Genomic DNA, 19,650 nt, shown 5'->3' with positions numbered 1-19,650 from the left:
TTTATTTACTGTTTGACGATTTACTTATTTACTATTTTGGCTTTGCAAAAATACATAAAACATATTATATGGCGCATCAAAAGGGGAAAGTTATTTTCAGAAACTCCTTTAGTACCTTTTTTACAACATTACATTTTTGTCAGTTTCTTGAATTGCCTTTTGCCTTTATCCAGTATCATCTTGTTTTTATGGGCGATGTCTTCCACAAAAGCATCATTAATTTGTTTCAGTCCGTTGATATAGTCTTGTGCCCGCTGCAAGACATTCGAAGTGTCTTTTTCCGCATCCCGGGGAACAATGACCTGCAGTCCTTTCTTCATAATCTTTACATCTACATTCTCTCCCATCATCATCGGGTCGCCGTCAAAGTGGACTACCCCCGGTTTAGAACGGTGAATACGGAGTGTCTGGCAACGGAACGTCTTAATCCGGCTGTTCTGGTCAATGGTCTTGTTGAAGAGCTGGAAAGAGAGCGACGGTACATCGAGCACAGTGAACGGCTCGAGTATGGTGACGTCCAGCAGTCCGTCGTTCAAGGTGGCTTGTGGGGCAATATACGCATTGTTTCCATATTGCGATGCGTTTCCGCAGGCTATTAGGAACGCCTTGTATCGCAGGGTGCTGCCGTCCATTTCCAGTTCATAGGTTTCCGGACGGTACTTCAGGCTTTCGAGCAGAGTCTTTTCCAGATAAGTGAGTGGTCCTCTCCTTCCCGCCTTGGAGAATTGCAGGCTTACAAATGCGTCGAATCCCACGCCGCAGGTGCAGAAGAAAGGGACATCGTTGATTTTTCCGTAGTCAATGATGTCTATCAGTCCGTCATTGATGATGTCGATGGCCTTTTTCGGCTCCATCGGAATCTGCAGATGGCGGGCAAGTCCGTTGCCGGAACCGCAGGGAATGATGCCCAAAGCGGTTTTTGTATGTACCAGTGAGCGAGCTATCTCATTGATGGTGCCGTCTCCTCCTATGGCGATGACGGCATGTGCATCTTCTTGTGCCTTCTGTGCCGCTATCTCTACGGCATGGCCTGCCCGTTCGGTATAAATCACTTCTTGTGCATACCTTTCCTTATCCAGCTTTTCATCGAGCCACTTCAGTATCTGCTCCTTACTCTGAGTGCCGGATATGGGGTTTATGATGAATGCTATTTTCTTCTTGTTTTCGTTCATGCAAGGGTTGTTGCTATGCAGGTTTTCCAACTGGCAAAAGTAATATAAATATCTGAAAAATTAACCACATAATTCTTTTTAAAATAAGTATAAGTAGTTTTTTTAATGTAAATAGAACATATACCGACATATTTTGCTATCTTTGCCCCCTGTTTTTTAAGACTTGTATTTAATAGAATTAAATATTCATTATATAAAAGATATTTCATGGGTTTACTACAAGACAAATTTGCGAAATACGACCTGCCGCAGCAGTTTATGGCAAAAGGCGTATATCCTTATTTCCGCACAATTAACAGCCATCAGGATACAGAGGTAATGATGGATGGTAAAAAGGTTCTGATGTTCGGCTCTAATGCATATATGGGACTGACATATGACAAGCGTATCATTGATGCCTCGATAGCTGCCACAGAAAAATATGGCACCGGTTGTGCAGGTTCCCGCTTTCTGAACGGAACACTCGATATACATGTTGAACTGGAGAAGGAATTGGCTGAATTCGTAGGAAAAGATGAAGCACTCTGTTTTTCTACCGGATTTACTGTAAACGAAGGTATTATTCCTGCCGTTGTAGGCCGTGGGGATTATATTATTTGTGATGACCGTGATCACGCTTCCATTGTAGATGGCCGCCGTCTTGCATTTGCCACTCAGTTGAAGTACAAGCATAACGATATGGAGGCTTTGGAAAAAGAACTCCAGAAATGCGAACTGGATGCTGTAAAGCTGATTGTTGTGGATGGAGTATTTTCCATGGAAGGTGACTTGGCCAATCTGCCCGAAATTGTCCGCCTGAAGAAGAAATACAATGCCAGCATTTACGTGGACGAAGCTCACGGCTTGGGTGTATTCGGAAAACAAGGCCGTGGTGTGTGCGACCATTTCGGTGTTACCGAAGATGTAGACCTGATTATGGGTACATTCAGCAAGTCATTGGCTTCCATCGGTGGTTTTGTTGCTGGAGACAAGGCGGTAATCAATTGGCTGCGCCACAATGCCCGTTCCTATATATTCCAGGCAAGTAGCACACCTGCTGCTACGGCTGCAGCCCGCGAGGCGCTTCACATCATCAAGTCCGAACCTGAACGCATCCAACGTCTGTGGGACATCACTAACTATGCCTTGAAGAAGTTCCGCGATGCAGGCTTCGAAATCGGTGAGACAGAATCTCCTATCATTCCTCTCTATGTGCGTGATACAGAGAAGACATTTATAGTAACGAAGCTGGCTTTTGACGAAGGTATCTTCATCAACCCCGTTATTCCACCTGCATGTGCTCCACAAGATACACTGGTGCGTGTAGCGTTGATGGCTACCCATACGGTCGAACAAGTGGATTATGCTGTAGAAAAATTGACTAAATGTTTCAAGGAATTGGGTATCATCAAGTAAACTTGATTTAAACAGATATTCGGAAAACCGTTTAATAATGATTAGGCGGTTTTTTTTATAGACAAAGCGAAGTAGGATTAAAATTAAATCGTAAAGTACATGAAAAAGAACTTCTTCATCATTACTGCTGTAGTATGCGGAATGAGTTGTACCACCACTGCCTATGCGCAGTTCAAAATCGGTGGAAAGAAAATCAATGTGACCAAAGTTGTCCAAGCCGGTACAGATGCCGTCAAGGCCATTTCATTGTCCGATGCTGACATTGCAGCGATGAGCAAGGAATATATGGAATGGATGGATACGCACAATCCGCTGACAAAGCCCGATACGGATTACGGCAAGCGTCTGGAGAAGCTGACCGGAAATATCAAGGAAGTGGACGGCTTGAAGGTGAACTTCGGTGTTTATGAAGTAATAGATGTGAATGCCTTTGCGTGCGGTGATGGTAGTGTACGCATCTGTGCCGGACTGATGGACATCATGACGGATGATGAAGTGATGGCAGTTGTCGGCCACGAGATAGGTCACGTCATCCATACGGATTCCAAAGATGCGATGAAGAATGCTTACCTTCGTTCGGCTGTGAAGAATGCTGCCGGTGCGGCAAGTTCTACGGTATCCAAATTGAGTGATTCTGAACTGGGTGCCATGGCCGAGGCATTGGCAGGTGCTCAATACTCCCAGAAGCAGGAGACGGAAGCGGATGATTACGGCTTTGAATTCTGCATCAAGAATAATCTCGATCCGTATGCCATGTACAATGCTTTGAACAAATTGCTTGAACTTTCAGCGGAAGCACCGAAGGAATCCAAGTTCCAGAAGATGTTCTCTTCTCATCCGGATACAGCCAAGCGCGTGGCACGTGCCAAGGAGAAAGCGGATGAATATATGAAGGATAAGAAATAACTATCCGTTGCTTACTATGATGAAGTGGGATCAGAGGTTTCTCTGAATCCCACTTTTTTTGTGCCGAGACTATGATATGGGCTTCTGAGGGAGCTAATGGGATAATTCGTTAGTTCACAGTGCTGAACACTTTGTTTTAGCTATAGAAAACAAAGTGTTTTTCTATTTGAAACAAACTGTTCTTTTAAGGGAAACGAAGTGTTCTCTTTAATGAAACACACTGTTCGGTTAAGGGAAACACTTTGTTCTGTTTGGTAAAACTTCTTTTATTTACTTATTTGCTTTTAAATTAGAATAATTTTAGTATGTTTGCCACATTATTTATGAAAAACATGACTTTTGTATGAAAAAACAAGACTTCCTCTTTGTTTTTGTTCTGGTGATAATATTCCTGCCATTCTTTGTGAGTGAATCCATCTACGATTGGTATAAGTCTTTCAACGCTGCTCATGGCATGGTGATGAGTTTCATTAAATTTGGAATTCTTGCTACACTGGGTGAGATGCTGGGACTTCGTATCAGTGCCGGAGTCTATAACCGAAAAGGATTTGGCGTACTGCCGCGTGCCGTAGTGTGGGGACTGCTGGGAATGGGTATCAATGCGGCCATGATAATCTTCTCCAAAGGTGTGCCGCAATTTATGGAATATATGGGAATGGCAAATGCCGCCGCCATTATAAACGGAGAGTTCTGCCTGGACAAATTATGGATAGCCTTCGCCATTTCAGTTGCTATGAATACCATTTTCGCTCCGGTATTCATGACATTCCATAAGATTACGGATACGCATATCTTGGATTGTGGCGGTTCGCCTCGCAGCCTCCTCACTCCTATCCCGATGACCCGCATCATTACGCATCTGAATTGGGATGCACAATGGAATTTTGTCTTCAAGAAAACAATTCCTTTCTTCTGGTATCCGGCACACACCATCACATTCCTCCTGCCGGGAGAAATGCGGGTGCTGTTTGCAGCGATATTGGGTGTGGTGCTCGGGGTATTGCTGGCTATTGCGGCTCGGATGAAATAATCCGGCCTATATATTCTCGAATGATTTCAAGCAAGTCTTGCGGATAAGGTATAAAGAACTTCTCTATCATTTTCGGATACTGAGGTACAAAGGGTTTGGGTATCATTGTGACAAGGGTATCCAATTCTGCCTTCCGTTGCTCTTCAGTCTCTGAGACGGCGTAGCGGATAGTCCACCAGAACAAGAAAGTCTGGTTAAGATACCCTTTGGGGGTGATGACTTGCAGTTGCTTGTAGCGCTCGGACTGTAACATGATTTTAATTCTTTTCTCCTGTTCTTTCTCACTGATGGAACATAGAATGTCATACCATTCATCAAACTCCTGACGCAAGCAGGCGACAAATGCCCATTCGGCAATTCTATATTTGGCAAATTCTGGAATCTTCTTTAGAAGTACGAAGATATGTCCTATATTCAATTCGCCTTTATATAAACCTTTGACTTTTGTATAGTCTTCAATGGAAGTGATTGTGTGTAAAAGGGAGTAATATATTTCCGGACTCATCGGCACATGGTGTTCATCAATGAATTTCAGAGTATTCTGAAGCACCAGTTTTTTGTTTGTTCTGTTGTTGGCCATGCGGCTGATGACATTGTTCCAGTAGATTTGTGTGCGTGCAATGGAAATATGTAAATCATCTTCCATCTCTTTTATACGGCTTTCGGCTTCTTCGAAGGTCATGCCGCGTTCCCGCATTTGATAGCATATGTCCTTCATAATTGGATAATGTTCGACAAATAGGTAGGGTTTGGGAATGACGGCTCCTACCTTTTTCAACATACAATATGAATCGTAATTGATAAAAACCTTTTTACTGATTGCTTGCTCTTGCAGCCGTTGGGCGTTTTCCTTATCATTCTGACGGAGCAATGCCTTCATGCAACAGAAGATAATTCCTCCATCATATACGCCCACGTCCAGCAGACAATACACATATTCCAGAATAGTGCTTTCTTTAATTTTCCACCCTTCCGATGTATAAATGGGAAAAGGCTGCGGAACGTTGTCTTGTGCTCTTCCGGCATAGTATCGCTGGATAAGCATTTGCTTCAATACATCCTTTGGCGCATCCAGGCTTTTCATTATTTCCTCATTTATAATCAGTTGTATTTCTTCCGGAGGAAGTGAATCTTGGGTGTGGTTGGTCAGGTGATAGAGTAAATGTTTATGTGTATAACTGTTCTGTTGTACGGTGTATTTTTCGGACATCCGCTTTATCATGTCCACTTTTTGTTCATAATAGGGATATATGAACCGGTTATTGATAATGATATTCAAGATATTGGCATCAGGATGATTGAGCAGTGACTTGTCCAGCCGGTTCTCGAAGAAATCCCTTGCGACTCCTCCTTCTTCCGGAGTCTTTACCTTATTGAACATTTCGGAGACAACGTAGGGCGAATGATTCAAAATCTGTTGTTCTTCCGGAGTAATACAATCGGGAGTTTCTCCGAACAGTGCCTGATACGCCTCTTCATAATTTGATATTTTCAGAATGAATTGTACGATTGTTCTTATATTTCGAGATTCATCGCCGTTTTGGGGACGATGTCTCTTCATATGTGCCTTGATTTCCTTTAGGGTCATGCGTTGGTATAGGATACCTTGTGTGTGCTGGCTCGGGTAATCCAGTAAAGACTGGTCTGCTTCCAGTAAATGGTATTTATGGAACAGTTCCTCGCATTCCTTAATCCCGCTATAAGTGGAGGTCGTATCCAATAAGTCGTTCAAGTAGATTTCACCCACTTTCAGTTTGGTCTTGTTTTCTTCTTCTTGCTGCTCCAACCTTTCCATAAAAGTGTTGAAGATTCCTTTGGCTTGCTCAAAATTTTTAGCCTTTTGGAGCATAAAGTTCAATGAGTAGCCATCACAGTTATTCCCCATACGGTTCCATAAATCATAGGCATAAGAGGACGGTATGTTTTCGAGTGCTCCATTCAACACTTCGGTCTTGTTCAGGAACATACTGGTATCCTCTTTTTTGTCGACAGACAGTTCTGTCAGTTCGTTGAAGAATGCAACCAGCTTTTCCGGCTGGCTGAATCTTTTGAAAACTTCCAGCCAGGTGTAGGGAGCAATAAAGTTGAAGAAAAAGACTGCATCGTCGTGGGGAACTACCCCTTTATCATTCTTCTGCAAGAAGTTCTTGATGTCGTGTATGTCAGCCAGAGTCTGTGCTTTATGCATAAGCTGCCTGGCGAAATTACGTATTCTTTTCTCTTTCAGTTCTGTCAGATAAGTCTCATTGTTGCTTTCCTGCCCATGGGCGCTCTCTGCAGAATCGGAGAAGAAATCATCTATGTCGTCATCATCGGCACTTGGGGAAGCTTCGTATATAAAGGAAGCGTTGAGGTATATTTCTTTGGCTTCGTCCATGTCGAGGAACCGTACCAATTCTGTCTGAAATTCAATATACGAGTTTTCTATATACTTGTCTTGCATTTGCCCTTGTTCATTGAGCAAATCCTTGTGTACAATGTCCTTATCTTGTTGTGTCTGCAGTCTGGGCAAAAGCCACCGCAGCACATTCAGCTCTCTCCTATTATATTTTTTTGTTAATTTCCAAATATGGATGGCCTCTGCATTGGTAGGAGCAAAATTGGCTATATTGCCAATATAGGCGTCCACCCAATCAATGGAAACGCCTTCCGGGTTTGTTCCCAGTTCCTTACTTGTATATAGCGTTTGTTCGTTTTTATAAATGCGGCTTACAACATCATTGATGATATACTGTTGGAGTTCGGGGGCATTTACCGAACAGTTTTTCACCCGATGCAGGATCTTGGTTGTATTTTTGAAAAAGTTCGGTCTGTCTTTGTAGTAGATATAGCGGAATATGCCCTTTATGGCTTTCTTTTCAGTTGCCAGTAGGTCATCGGACGGTTCACTGCTATAGTACTGGAAAACCTGGGTTACTATGATGTCTTCAACTTCAAATGTGTCCTTTTCAATGTCCTGATAATAAATCAAATCATCTACTTTGCCTGCCAATTCACAGATGGTGCTTCTGTCGGCCTTTTCGTAACTGTTCTCATAGGTGAATTTGAGGAAATCGAGCAATAGGTCTATTTTATTGCGGCTTCTCTTTTTCCACATCCACAAACATTTTATGGCGTGGCAGAGTTGTCGAAGCATGGATTTCTGCAGGTTGCTTAAATTGCTGTTCTGGAACTGGTTGTTATATCTGGTCTTGATTCTGTCTATGTCGAAAAACAAGGAACCGATAGTCATGCCGGCTTCGGGTCGGAGTTTAAGATAGCCGTATGTCCTAAGCTCGCGGGCATATTCATTTATTTTTTTGAAGGATAAAGGTTTGATGCCCACTTCGACTATGGCCGGAGGAACCATTTCATTGAAAGTAAGCATGGATTTCACTTCCTTGAAGCTATAGCTTGTAGTGGCAATAACCTTGAAGTCCGGATTGCCGATGTGAAGGATTTCCGATAACTTGCGAAGTAATTCTCTGTCAATGGGTATCGGCTTTTCATTCTCTTCTTTCCAAAACAACAGCTGCAAATCGTCCAGTAGAAGAATCTTTTTGCCATGCTGGAATTGGGATACAGAAAGCCGTTCTAACTGTTCTTTGGTCGTATCGGCATTCAAAATGACCACATAATATTCCTGAGGGAGCTTTTTCAGCATTCGGCAAACGGCAATAGTCTTTCCCGAAGTGGATTGACCGGTGACGATGATTGTCTTGTTTGTGCTGTCAAACTCCTCTTTAAGTTTGTTGTCTACTTCCGGACGGATAAAATAGTAGTCCAGGTTGCCTCTGCGACGGTTGGCTTGGCTGTTGGGAATAATTTTATCATACTCCATCTTATGACAAGAGATTGCGCAAAAGGGATTATTGAGAAAACTTTCACGATCCTTGACCAACGCGTCCCTTAGCTGCTCCAGCGTATTGCACTGCTTCTCATACCGCTCGATAACGGTATCGTCGTCCAGGTGCTTTTGCATGTATTCCGCATAGAAGTCTTTCCATAAAGTAGTGTTTGTCCAGTCTTCTTGGGTGTATTCCAATGTCGGATTCTGATAGAAATAGATATGTTTGTTGGATGCATTTTCGATGGCAACATTAAACTCTCCGATGGTCTTGGAGCGTATCCAGTTTCCGGCGAAGAAGATGATGACGTCACATTGCCTTATCTCTGAATTTATGATTTCCTGCGTATCGCCTTTAGCTAAATCGTTGTCTCCATTTTTTTCGTGCCGGTGCACTACAATATTGAGTTCGCTGTTGTTTCTTTCCGTCAGGACTTTTTCCATTAAATCCCTTTCTTTCTGAAAACTCAGCGAAGAGGCTATAAATACATGGTATGTTTTCATAATATAGTGTTGGTTACTTCCTATGTGTTGTTGTTTACGACTAGCGGAATACCGGCTGTGATACATCTGTCATACGCTTTTGAGCTTTCCTTCAATTCATCATACGGACGTATATCGGGATGCACAAAGCGTTTCTTTTTGAAGATGTCTCCCATTTCCTTGCTGCCATAGATTAACTCTTCTTCTTCGGCGGTGGGTTTACGGAAGCCAAGCAGCAGCTTCTCCATGTTCCAACGGTTATGTTCGACTTCGGCAAGCAATGTTATCTGGTCGTTGTCCAGTTTCACGTAACCATCCGTAATGCCTATGGAGCGTAGCTTGGGACTAATGGAATATGCACTGTACAAATTGGACCACTGAAGGGATACGGACAGTTTGTTCCATGAGTCTTTCAGCTCATTGTCAGGTGGGCATGATTGAGGCACATTTCCATATTTATTCTTGAAATCGTATATATAATTGATGATTTGTCCCTCCCTCCGGCTTTTTTTGTCCAAGTCGTAACAGTTGTCCAGCATTCCAAAAGGAAAAACATGGGAATATTTATGAATCGCTTCATCTTTCTTTTTACTGTTAAGCATATTGAGCAGTGCACTGGAGGTTTCCTGACGGACAAAAACTGGGATGTTTTCATCATATACATCGTCCGGCAGATATAATCCCATTGCCATGCTTTGAGGAGGATAATTGAGACAGACGGCAATCGTCAATACCTGGCCTGAGTCATGTACCCATTCTTTAATTAGGTTCTGGATGGCAGGAGTTTCCGCACGGCCTTTGATAAATTTGAATTCCACATCCAGAAAGTCTGCATCTTTTCCTTTAAAACGGGTGGGAAGGACAAATCTCTCGTGCCTTTCGTCCTTGCTCATGTCGTAATAATGGGTAGACGATATCTCGAAATAATGGCGGTATCGTCCACAAAAGAAATTCATTTCCCGGTCGGCATTTTCATCAATGAAGGTAATGACACTTTTTATGTTCTTGTCCCGGCAGAAGTTTGGAAAATGCAACAGATGGGCAGCTTCCACTCCTATTGCCACTCCCATACGGCTCATACCGATGATAACAAGATGAACATGTTTTTCGCTTTCGTAGGTTATTGCCTCACGGTCGAGAGGAGGATATTCAATGCAGTTCTCCCCTTTTCCGTATTGCCGGCTTACCAATATCTTTTTGGCCCAGCCCTCGTAGAAGTTAAAGGGATGGAATTCTATATATTTTCTCCATTCGGCAGACAAATCGGTCAGTTGGAAAGCGGCAAAAGTAGTCTGATATTCGAAAAGAACGGTGAATGGTATGAGGGAACATTTATTGCATCGTTTATGAATGTCAACTATCTTTTTCAGGCAGTCTATGTTCAGTGAGTCATGGTCATGTTCGTCTCTCTCTCCGATAAGGAATACTTCGCGCGCTTTGGTAGTATAGAGTTTTTCCAACTCCTCGATAGAGTCGCGCCGGGTACGCAGCACCACAATTCTTTTTTCGTTTTTGGCATCCAGTTCCGTATGGATTTTGCTACGGATTTCTTGTGCCGGTTGGGTACTCTGAATCAGAATATGGCAATTCCCATAATGTGTGTCATCGCAAATTTGCTGGATAAGAGTGGGGACCATGTTGTCAAAACCGATAATGACGATGTGGTTTTGCAAAGGGTAAACGATATCGCCTTCACGATATCGCTCAACTCTGCGTTCCAGCATATTGGAGATTACGGATATCAATAATCCGCAGAACAAAATTAATCCCAGCACTACGACCAATAGAGAGAACCAACGCAGATAAGGTGGTACTTCCACAATATTCCCCGGATCGATGAACAGACAAATCAACTGAAGCAAACGCCCCATAGGTACGTCTTTATCAATACCGGTCCATTCTTCAAGAGACGGCTCAGGAAAGATAAATGCAAAACTTACCAGATATATCAATAAGAAAACAGTTACTATGACTCCGAAAAGCCAAGCAAGCTGCCTCCATCCTTTTCCGGAAAAAGAGCGGTCAAAATGAAGGGCAAAAAGTCTTGTTAAAAGATTCATATTTGTTTTGTCATTAGACAGTTTCCTTTTTTTCAGTTTCTTGTTTCAATTCTTTTCTGATATTCTCTTTCAGTTTATTGATTTCTTTCTCATCGTTATTGATAATCTCCCGTTTTTCTTTTTCCTGGTACAAGGATGCAAGAATGTTTCTTTCTTGTTCCAGATTCAATGAGAATACATCTATTAATCTCTTGATACATAGAAAAAAACAGATGCATACGCTAAGGGAAATGATGGCATGGAGTGTCATCAGGTAGGTCATTCCACGCGATGGAAAGAATTGAATAAGGTTTTGGAATGTAGTGCATGTCACAATCAATGCTGCAACCAGAAAGAGAATGATAAAGGCAGGAATCACGAATTTCCACCAGTGCCGGATAGGATAATACTTGTTCTCACTCGTCCTCATAGTACTATAATAGATATTGGATTATTATTTCTTCTGTATGTCGAATCCCAGTTTCATAATCAGTTTCAGTGTCTGTATGGCTGTTTGCCGGTCGTATTCTCGTTCTGAGTCCGGTAACTCTTCGTATGGTACAAGTCCGGGATGTGTCTTTAATTCATCATTGCGTGTCTCTCCGTATTTCCATCCTTCTTTCACTCTTCCCAAAGCCCATACTTCATGTACATTGCGTGCCATGGCTTCTGTGAGTTCCGTCAAATTATCCGGTAAAGTGATATTTTCTGTGTTCAAAGGGGACGGTGTGTATGTTTTCATTTTCTGTTATTTAAAATGTGGAAGTAAAAAGTTTATTGGTAGCAATATTAGGCATTTCGGACGACAGAAACAAAAAAAAGGAAAGCTATTTCCAAAAAACATGCAGATTACAATGGAAAAAACATTGCAACCTGCATATAAATCGGGAGAAGCGGGAATTATAAGTTAGCTTCCGTCACCACCTGCCCGTCAAACAGATTGATGATACGTCCGGCAAATCCGGCATCATGTTGTGAGTGTGTCACCATGACAATCGTAGTACCTTCCTTATTCAGTTCATTCAGTAGTTCCATTACCTCTTTTCCGTTCTTTGAATCGAGGTTACCGGTAGGCTCATCGGCAAGTATCAGTTTAGGGTTTGATACGACTGCACGGGCGATTGCCACGCGTTGCTGTTGTCCGCCGGACAATTGTTGCGGGAAGTGCTTGCTGCGGTGCATGATTGCCATACGCTCCATAGCGGTTTCCACCCGGCGCTTGCGTTCGGTGGCAGGAATGCCCATGTAGAGTAACGGCAGTTCGATGTTTTCGTATACATTCAGCTCATCAATCAGGTTGAAACTTTGGAATACAAAGCCGATGACTCCTTTACGCAAGTTGGTACGTTGGGCTTCTGTATATTTGGATACTTCCGTCCCATTCAAGTAATATTCTCCGGATGTAGGATTGTCCAACAGACCGAGGATATTCAGTAAAGTGGATTTTCCGCAGCCTGAAGGTCCCATGATAGCAACAAACTCCCCTTCTTTCACTTCAATGTTTACGTCGTTCAAAGCCAGAGTCTGTACTTCCTCGGTCTTGAAAATCTTCTGTAAATTTACTGTCTTAATCATAATGCTTTGGTTTTTATGGTTTATAAATATTTCATTTCTTACTCGGATTTGATGCAGTCAATCGGATTTGTTTTGTTCAGCAAATAACTTTGCAGACACACTGTGACGGCAGATATTATCCAGACAATACATAGTGGCAATAGAAAGTCCATAACGGTGAAGGGGGCTTTATAGGCAAACTGTTCATGCCAATGGTGCATGAGCCAATAGACAATGGGGACAGCTAGAATATATGCAAGCAGAATTTGCAGGCAGAATGGTTTATTCAGCAACAGCACGATTTGTCGGGATGTTGCTCCATGAATCTTGCGAATGCTGATTTCGCGGATACGCTGGCGAGTGGCATACCATGAAATGCCGAATAAGCCGAAGCAGGTCAATATCAAGCCAATCAGAGAATAGGCGATAAGGAGTTTGGAGAGAGACAAGACTTTACCATTGCGTTTCATAAAGTCTTGGTGCATGTCTGTGTATTGAAATATCTCCCCTTCATTCATCTTTTCCCATATTTGGGCTATTTGATGTAGTGTTTCTTGTTTATTGCTTTCAATCAGCTTAATCTGCAGATAGTTGGCACCCGACATTCTCTCTGTAGGTGGAAGGTAAAGTATGACCGGGGTAATTTCATTTTCCAATGAACTGAACGGGAAGTCCTCTAATACACCGCCGATGATGTATAAAGAATCGGCAGACTGGTCAAATTCTTTCAAAGGTTTTCCAATGGCATTTATTCCTGCTGGAATCAGCATTCTGACATAGCTTTCGTTGACCAGTGCAGGATAGGCATATTGTTTTTGCAGTTGTTCGGGAGCGTTACCGGACAAGAGTTTGAACCCCATCGTTTTTACCAGATTGGCATCACTATACAGCATTAATAGGTAGGAACTTTTTTCCGTACCGTCGGCTTGTTTGATGGATAGCTCACGTATCCATGAATTCAATATGGAGCCTTGTGACAGGGCGATGGACTCTATTCCTTGTACATGTTTCTCCAGCTCTTCTTTAAGTATTGTAGCCGGTGCGGCATTGAAATCTCCTATTTCAATCCGATTTTCGTAACAGTAGGCCCGTTCCTTGATGAGATTGATTTGTTCATTGGCAACGAGAGTAGCGAATATCAGCCCTATAGAAATGGAAAACTGAAGAATGACCAGCAAAGCTATGAAACGTTGTTTCTTTTTACCTCCGTAAAGTGTCTTGTATTCGCTGAATGAGAGTTGTGAAAGTCTATGGCTGATATACCAAGCAGGGACAATGGACATAACTAGTACAAAGAGCACTAACAAGGGTAGCATCTGTAGGCTGAAAAAGAAATGTACGTTTAAATGGGATGCAAATAATCCATTGAAAAAAGACAGACAGTCGTTGATGATGAGTAAAGATAATCCGAATGCCAGCAGCACAGTGAGGAATGCATCACCAAACAGTTGGATGCGGATATCCTTCAAGCTGCTTCCCATCAGTTTCTCCACATGTATCATTTTGAGCTGTTGCAATACACGGCTCAGGCTCATGTTGGTATAGTTGCAGCAGGCTATGATAAGTACCAACAAGGCGGCAGCAAGGCTGATATACAATAATTGCACATTACTTTGATTGATATACGGCAGAGGTTGTTGTGTATCGTAGTCCGGTGTAGTAAAGTAGATGTCGGACAGAGGGTCGACGTAATATTGTGTCTTTTCCGGAATCAAAGTGGGAATTTTGTCGTGGTTGATTTTTTCGGTAAACTGTTGGGCATCGGTATTTGGAATTAGTTTCAGAAACGTCATTCCACCCCAAAAGTCTTTGTTATTCCCGGTAATCATGTCGAATTGGAGCAATGATTGTGACCGTGACTTTAATATGGCTGCCACTTCATAACTTTGGGTATCAGTCATGGTTTTTATTTCCAGCAATTCTCCTAATGGATTTTTATCTCCAAACAGTTTATGTGCAAAAGCTTCACTGAGTGCTACTTTGCCCGGTTGTTCCAATACTTGCTTTAAACTACCGGCAATGGGATGATAGTGGAAGAAATGTTGCAAAGTAGTATCGGCAGATATAAAGGTTATATCGTGGTAAATCTCCCCTCCATATTTACAATATTGTGGAACCAGAGAATTGATACGCAGGTAGTCTTCCACTTCTGCATATTTTTCTTTCAGCATAGGGGGAATATTGGCATCAGCATAGGCCACCTTGCTTCCGTCCTGCATCGGATTATCCTGACGCAGACAGAAAATACGGTTCTTGTCCCGATTGCCACTCTCTATATTGTAATCATGTACATAATAGGTGAACAGCAAGTTTGTACATGCTAGCCCTATAGCCAGACTGACTATAGAAATGAAGAAGAAAACTTTGTTTCTCCACCAACTGCGGGTAATTATTTTTAGGATTGTAAGTATGGTCATAATCTTTAGGTAAATATATTTTCTTATTCGTTTTTAATGACTTCTGCCGGATTTGTCCTTGCTATTTTCAGAATACGGAAAATAATAGTCAGAGTAGTAATGACAGCTACGATTATGAAGATTGAAATCCAAAATAGCGGGCCATCATTAAAGAATACGATATACATGTTTTTTCATAACTGCAGTATGGCATAACATAAAGGAAATGCCATTGTTGCCGAGAGTACAAGCTGATAAATATACGTACGGGCAAACAATATGATAATCTGTTTCAATCCTGCACCATTTACTTTACGGATTGCCACTTCCTTTTGTCTGCGTTCCGTATCCAGTGTGATTGCCGAATAGACGCCTAATAAAGTGATTATAAGGCTGACAAATGAGAAGAATAAGATTATCCCTTTCATGTTGTTCTCGATGGCTTGCGCTTGGTGAATGTCTTCCTGCAAGGTCGAAATGTGTAATTGTATACTCGGTGGAAGATTCTCTTCCAGCATTTTCTTAACGAAAGCCTCTACTTCTTCTGCTTTTCCGGGTACACACTTCAAATAGCAATGACCTACATAATATTTGAAATCACAAGGCAGAAAGACGAAGCCCTGGCTCTGATTGTAAGTGTCGGCTACAAAATCGGAACAAATGCCGCATACCGTGTAGCTATCTTGATAATTGTACAAGGTGGTTCCCAGTAAATCCTTCTTTATACGTTCTACCAATTTACGGTCTGCTACCATGTCACTATTTGTCTTCAGGACATGCCCGGAGAGAATGGGGATATTCATAAACTCGAAAAAGTTATTAGGAACATTCATTATATTGACTTCAAGGCTACTTTCCCGGTTATCTTTTTCTGTCTGCATGCTTGTTCCCGAAATACCTTTCAGATAATTAATATCTGTCAGCATTTTATCTTTTATATCCGGATGTTGACTGATGCGCTCTATGAGAGCAAGCTTTTCGTCATTTTTCATAAAACGGTAATCCATAGGAATACTGATGATTTCGGACTTTTCTTTTTCTGTCAGTGTGTTGAACAGTGTGGAACCGGTCTTGTTAGCCTGCAAATATAAAGCGACTGTAAAGACTATGAATAACCAACAGATGAAAAATTGGATACCCAAAAGACAATTTCGTATCTTCTGTTTGTGGCGTTTGGATTTGTTCTTGTAAATACTTGACTGGATGGAGGCATGCTTCATCCTCCATACGGTAAACAAGCAGAGTAATAAGCATAGTAAAATAACGCCTGCCATATATTCTATTGTCTGTATCAATAATAGGTCCCGTTCAATGACTAATGTGAAATCAAATAAAGAGAATGAAAGGTAAGGGGTAAATATTTCTATCAGACAGAAAGTCAATAAGAAGGCTATGAACGAAATGATAATGGCTTGGGTAAAAAGTAACCAAAATAGTTTGTTGCCATTACTTCCATTCACTTTACGAATGCCGAACTCGTGCGAACGGTTCAGATAACTCCCCGTCAAAAAATGAAAAAAGTTGAGTAGACCAGTCAGTAGAATCAAAAGGCCGACAATGAATGTGATTCCGGCAAAGTAAGGGGCAACGGATTTCTCCCGAAAAAGTTTTCCGAAATTCGAGGCTGATACGGTATTTTTCTCATTGAATATTGTGTGCTTCAAGTCCATTGCACGGAAACTAGCTTCAAGTTGCGCGGATGTTTTGCCCGGACGAAGAAGAGCAAAAGTAAGTCCACCGGTCATACTGTCTCGTCCATCGAATTGTATAAGTCCTTCGCTGTCGTTCAAGATTAACATATCAATCTTTTGGAGAAAGCTAAGGCTGGTATTCAATGGAATATCTTCTATTATCGCTTGTATGGTATAGATGGTACCTCCTGTTCGTGGTGTGGTATCAGGTGAAGAGAAAAGCCGTTGTGCTAAGGTCATTCGCTTTCCTATCGGATTCTCTCCGAGACCAAATATTTTGTGTGCCAGAGAGCGTGTCAGTATCACGGCATTGGGAGTTTGCGATGCTACAGCCCATGAACCTTGTAATACTTCCGGGGTGAACACGCTATGGTAGGCTGTATCTACTTCCATAGCATATAAATCTTCGTAAGGCAGTTCTTCCTTGTCGATAGTTTCCACATTGTAGCTACGTGGGCGGGGATAGGCAACAAAAGTAAATGCTTCTACTTCTTGGAATTGCAATTGGCGCAGACTCTCAAACAACGTAGCGGGAGTTCCGGAATAAGGTTCTTCTGCTGGAGTGTATAGGTTTATGTCTGCAATGCGTTCCCAGTGGGTAAAGCACTTGTCGGTAGAATTTATATAGCGGCTGCAATATAGGCAGATACTAAAACAAAGTATACCTACCGACAGTCCGATGATAGAGATGATATTCTGTGCCTTGTACTTTAATAGGTTTCTGAATGCTGTTTTAATATAATGTCTTATCATAATAGTATCATTATTGTATTATTCGCTTTTGATTACTTCCGCCGGATTCTGTCGTGCAGCCTTTTTTACTTGATAAACCAATGTTAATATGGAAATTAATGATATGATGATTGCTGCAATAATGAACAACCAACTGCTGATGTTGGCTTTGTAGGCAAAATCTTTCAGATAAATGGTTATTCCCCAATAAGATATAGAAATGGCAATCAAAAATGACATTGCTAATATGATAATGTATTTTTTGAGTAATAACAATAAAATTTCCTTATGTGTAGCGCCATGTACTTTTCGTATAGCTATTTCCCGGTATCTTTGTTGTATGTCAAATAAGGACAATCCAAACAAAGCTATTGAGGATATTAGAATGGCCATAAAGGCGAAAAAGGAATAGGTAATAGTTATTTGCTTGTCTGACTTATAGAGATTCTCAACTTCCTGTTTTGCAAAAGTATAATTGAAGGCTCCATCAGCATTGTCGTTGTGTAGGTTTTCCAGGAAGGCAACGGCATCTTTTTGATGTCCTGGAGCAATTTTAGCTTGCAAAGGAATTTGTGAAAGATATGTTTCACCGTATATAAAAGCGATAGGAAGAACCGGTTGGGATAAATGTCCGCAATAAAAATCTTCGACGATACCTATAATCTGATAAGGGCTCAAATCCCTACGCGGCCATAAAGGTTGTTGGGGTTCCAGCCGGGCATTGATTGCGCTTTCGAGTCCGAAGAGTTGCATGGCTTTTTGATTGAGAATCAGTTTTGCTTCACCTTCATGGTCGATGTCGGCATCCCATAAACGTCCCTGGGATAAACGGAAGCCATGAAATCTTATTTCTTCTTCTGTTATGGGAATGCAATACAATTGTTTGAAATTGGCTTCTCCGAGCTTACGGAAAAGTACCGGAGATTCTGTGAAATATTCATAAGGGGATAAAGAGTAATTCCATGCCGTGAATAAAGGAGAGGCATTCATTGCAGTGGATATATTTTCTTTGGAGGCTTTGCGCAAGGAGGTCTGTTTCAGATATTCTGCTTCAGTGGTAGGCTGTTTGCGTTCATAGCGTTCAAAATGGACTTTAACGATAGAGTCTGTGTCATAGCCTAAATCTATATGAGTCATTTCATACAGTTGTTTGGCGAAGAACATGGAAACAACTATTAGAATGAATGCCACGATATACTGAATACTCAGATAGAGGTTTCTTACAACAGACGATTTTTCACCACTGCCTATTTTCCGTAATGAATGGATAGGCGTGTTGTATTTGAATTTAAAAAACGGATAGATTGAAGCTGTCAATGGCTGTAAAATCAGGATAGCTATGGTTATTCCTATGTCAAATATACCATTAGGTTGTTGAATGACATCAAAATATTTATTTAAGGGAAAGACGGAAATCTCGACAAGGAACCAGGCTATAAATAATGATACAAGTGTCAGACATAAATTCTCGATATATAGTTGGGAGAATAGCTGTGCTGAATTGTTTCCAAAAACCTTCTTTAGTCTGAATTCTTTGCTTCGTTTCAATAATACAACCGTATAAAGACTCATAAAATTGAAGATGCCTACAATTAAAATTAGTACAGCAACAAGTGCCAATAGATGTAGCTGTGGTAAATTCCCCCTTTGCAGCATGTCCTGCCAAACATCAATGGCTGGATGAAAATACACTTCACGCATGGGAAGCAGTTGATACCTGAATTCAACATCCGCAGCACGTGGAGATTGCCGGAACGCTGCATGCCGTGCATTTATCTTCGTAAAGGAGGCCCCTTTATGAATTAATGCCATTTTCATCGGGAAACGGAACTCCCAATCCTTCTGCAATGTTTCAGGAACAAGCAAGTCGAAATGAAGCGAGCGTTTCCCTCTGTCTTTGCCGATAACTCCGGTCACCGTAAGAGGGTCACCGGTAGAGTATTCAATGGTTTTGCCGATAGGATTTATGTTCCCGAATAGTTTCTCACTCAGCTCTTCTGTGATAAAGGCGGTTTGTGGAGACGCCGCCCATGATTCGGCTTTTCCATATTTCATGGGAAAATCAGTCACTATTAGAAACAAGCTGTCTGCTACAATCGTTTCTACATCAATATGTTTTTCTTCCTTTATGATATAGTCTTTATTGAACCATACGAAAGTGGACATCGCTTCTATGTCTGCATCTTCGAGGGGACCTCCGATAACTGCCGTTTTATTGTTGTCATCTTTGTATTCCTGCACCATGATGCCTATCCGGTCTTTGTTGGGACTATAACAATCTACATCATTTTCCTGCTTCACGTAGCGGAATATAATAATGACACAAGCCAAGCTCAGTGCCAGTCCGATAATATTGATTACCGTATATACTTTAAACCTACTTAATGTTCGGATATATAATAGTATGAGTTTCATATTCGTGTCTT

Annotated in this window: 11 protein-coding genes and 1 pseudogene; 3 read left to right on the top strand and 9 right to left on the bottom strand. The window is 41.6% G+C overall.

Features of this window, described 5'->3' with window-relative positions; genetic code table 11:
- Positions 1-128: 128 nt before the first annotated feature.
- A complete protein-coding gene (locus tag DW800_RS05490; protein WP_005827827.1) occupies positions 129-1,172 on the bottom strand; it encodes a diacylglycerol/lipid kinase family protein in 1,044 nt (347 codons plus the stop codon).
- Positions 1,173-1,379: 207 nt separating this feature from the next.
- Here DW800_RS05490 and spt point away from each other — a divergent pair, with 207 nt between their 5' ends.
- The 3 genes from spt to DW800_RS05470 all read left to right on the top strand — a co-directional run bounded on the left by spt (position 1,380) and on the right by DW800_RS05470 (position 4,503).
- Positions 1,380-2,567, top strand: a complete 1,188-nt coding sequence (gene spt, locus DW800_RS05480) for a serine palmitoyltransferase (RefSeq protein ID WP_005827830.1) — start codon at positions 1,380-1,382, stop codon at positions 2,565-2,567.
- A 99-nt stretch (positions 2,568-2,666) separates the two neighbouring features.
- Positions 2,667-3,473: a M48 family metallopeptidase gene (locus DW800_RS05475; RefSeq protein WP_009038390.1), complete on the top strand. Its 807-nt coding sequence runs from the start codon at positions 2,667-2,669 to the stop codon at positions 3,471-3,473.
- Between the two features lie 343 nt (positions 3,474-3,816).
- Complete coding sequence (locus DW800_RS05470; protein ID WP_119957887.1) at positions 3,817-4,503, top strand: hypothetical protein; 687 nt, start codon at positions 3,817-3,819, stop codon at positions 4,501-4,503.
- Here the strand turns inward: DW800_RS05470 and DW800_RS05465 are convergent.
- The 8 genes and pseudogenes from DW800_RS05465 to DW800_RS05430 form a co-directional block, all read right to left on the bottom strand.
- Positions 4,481-8,833, bottom strand: coding sequence for a hypothetical protein (locus tag DW800_RS05465; RefSeq protein ID WP_119957886.1), 4,353 nt, complete (start codon positions 8,831-8,833; stop codon positions 4,481-4,483). The genes DW800_RS05470 and DW800_RS05465 overlap by 23 nt on opposite strands.
- Positions 8,834-8,853: 20 nt before the next feature.
- Entirely contained in the window at positions 8,854-10,872 is a 2,019-nt protein-coding gene (locus DW800_RS05460; protein WP_057256501.1) for a hypothetical protein, read from the bottom strand.
- A 13-nt stretch (positions 10,873-10,885) separates the two neighbouring features.
- On the bottom strand, positions 10,886-11,281 hold the full coding sequence (locus DW800_RS05455; RefSeq protein WP_034529763.1) for a hypothetical protein: 396 nt from the start codon (positions 11,279-11,281) through the stop codon (positions 10,886-10,888).
- Positions 11,282-11,305: 24 nt separating this feature from the next.
- A complete protein-coding gene (locus DW800_RS05450; protein ID WP_008664544.1) occupies positions 11,306-11,593 on the bottom strand; it encodes a RyR domain-containing protein in 288 nt (95 codons plus the stop codon).
- A gap of 158 nt (positions 11,594-11,751) precedes the next feature.
- Entirely contained in the window at positions 11,752-12,426 is a 675-nt protein-coding gene (locus DW800_RS05445) for an ABC transporter ATP-binding protein (RefSeq protein WP_005837161.1), read from the bottom strand.
- Positions 12,427-12,464: 38 nt separating this feature from the next.
- Complete coding sequence (locus DW800_RS05440; RefSeq protein ID WP_005837160.1) at positions 12,465-14,822, bottom strand: ABC transporter permease; 2,358 nt, start codon at positions 14,820-14,822, stop codon at positions 12,465-12,467.
- 23 nt (positions 14,823-14,845) lie between these two features.
- Positions 14,846-17,245, bottom strand: a pseudogene (locus DW800_RS05435) (ABC transporter permease).
- An 18-nt stretch (positions 17,246-17,263) separates the two neighbouring features.
- Positions 17,264-19,639 (bottom strand): ABC transporter permease, encoded by a 2,376-nt coding sequence (locus tag DW800_RS05430; RefSeq protein ID WP_057258609.1) that lies wholly within the window; start codon positions 19,637-19,639, stop codon positions 17,264-17,266.
- Between the last annotated feature and the right edge of the window lie 11 nt (positions 19,640-19,650).

The sequence above is a fragment of the Bacteroides sp. AM32-11AC genome, assembly GCF_003603515.1.
GTDB lineage: Bacteria > Bacteroidota > Bacteroidia > Bacteroidales > Bacteroidaceae > Bacteroides > Bacteroides uniformis.
Note: the sequence above shows the minus strand (reverse complement) of the source record. Positions and strands in the feature narration are given on the sequence as shown.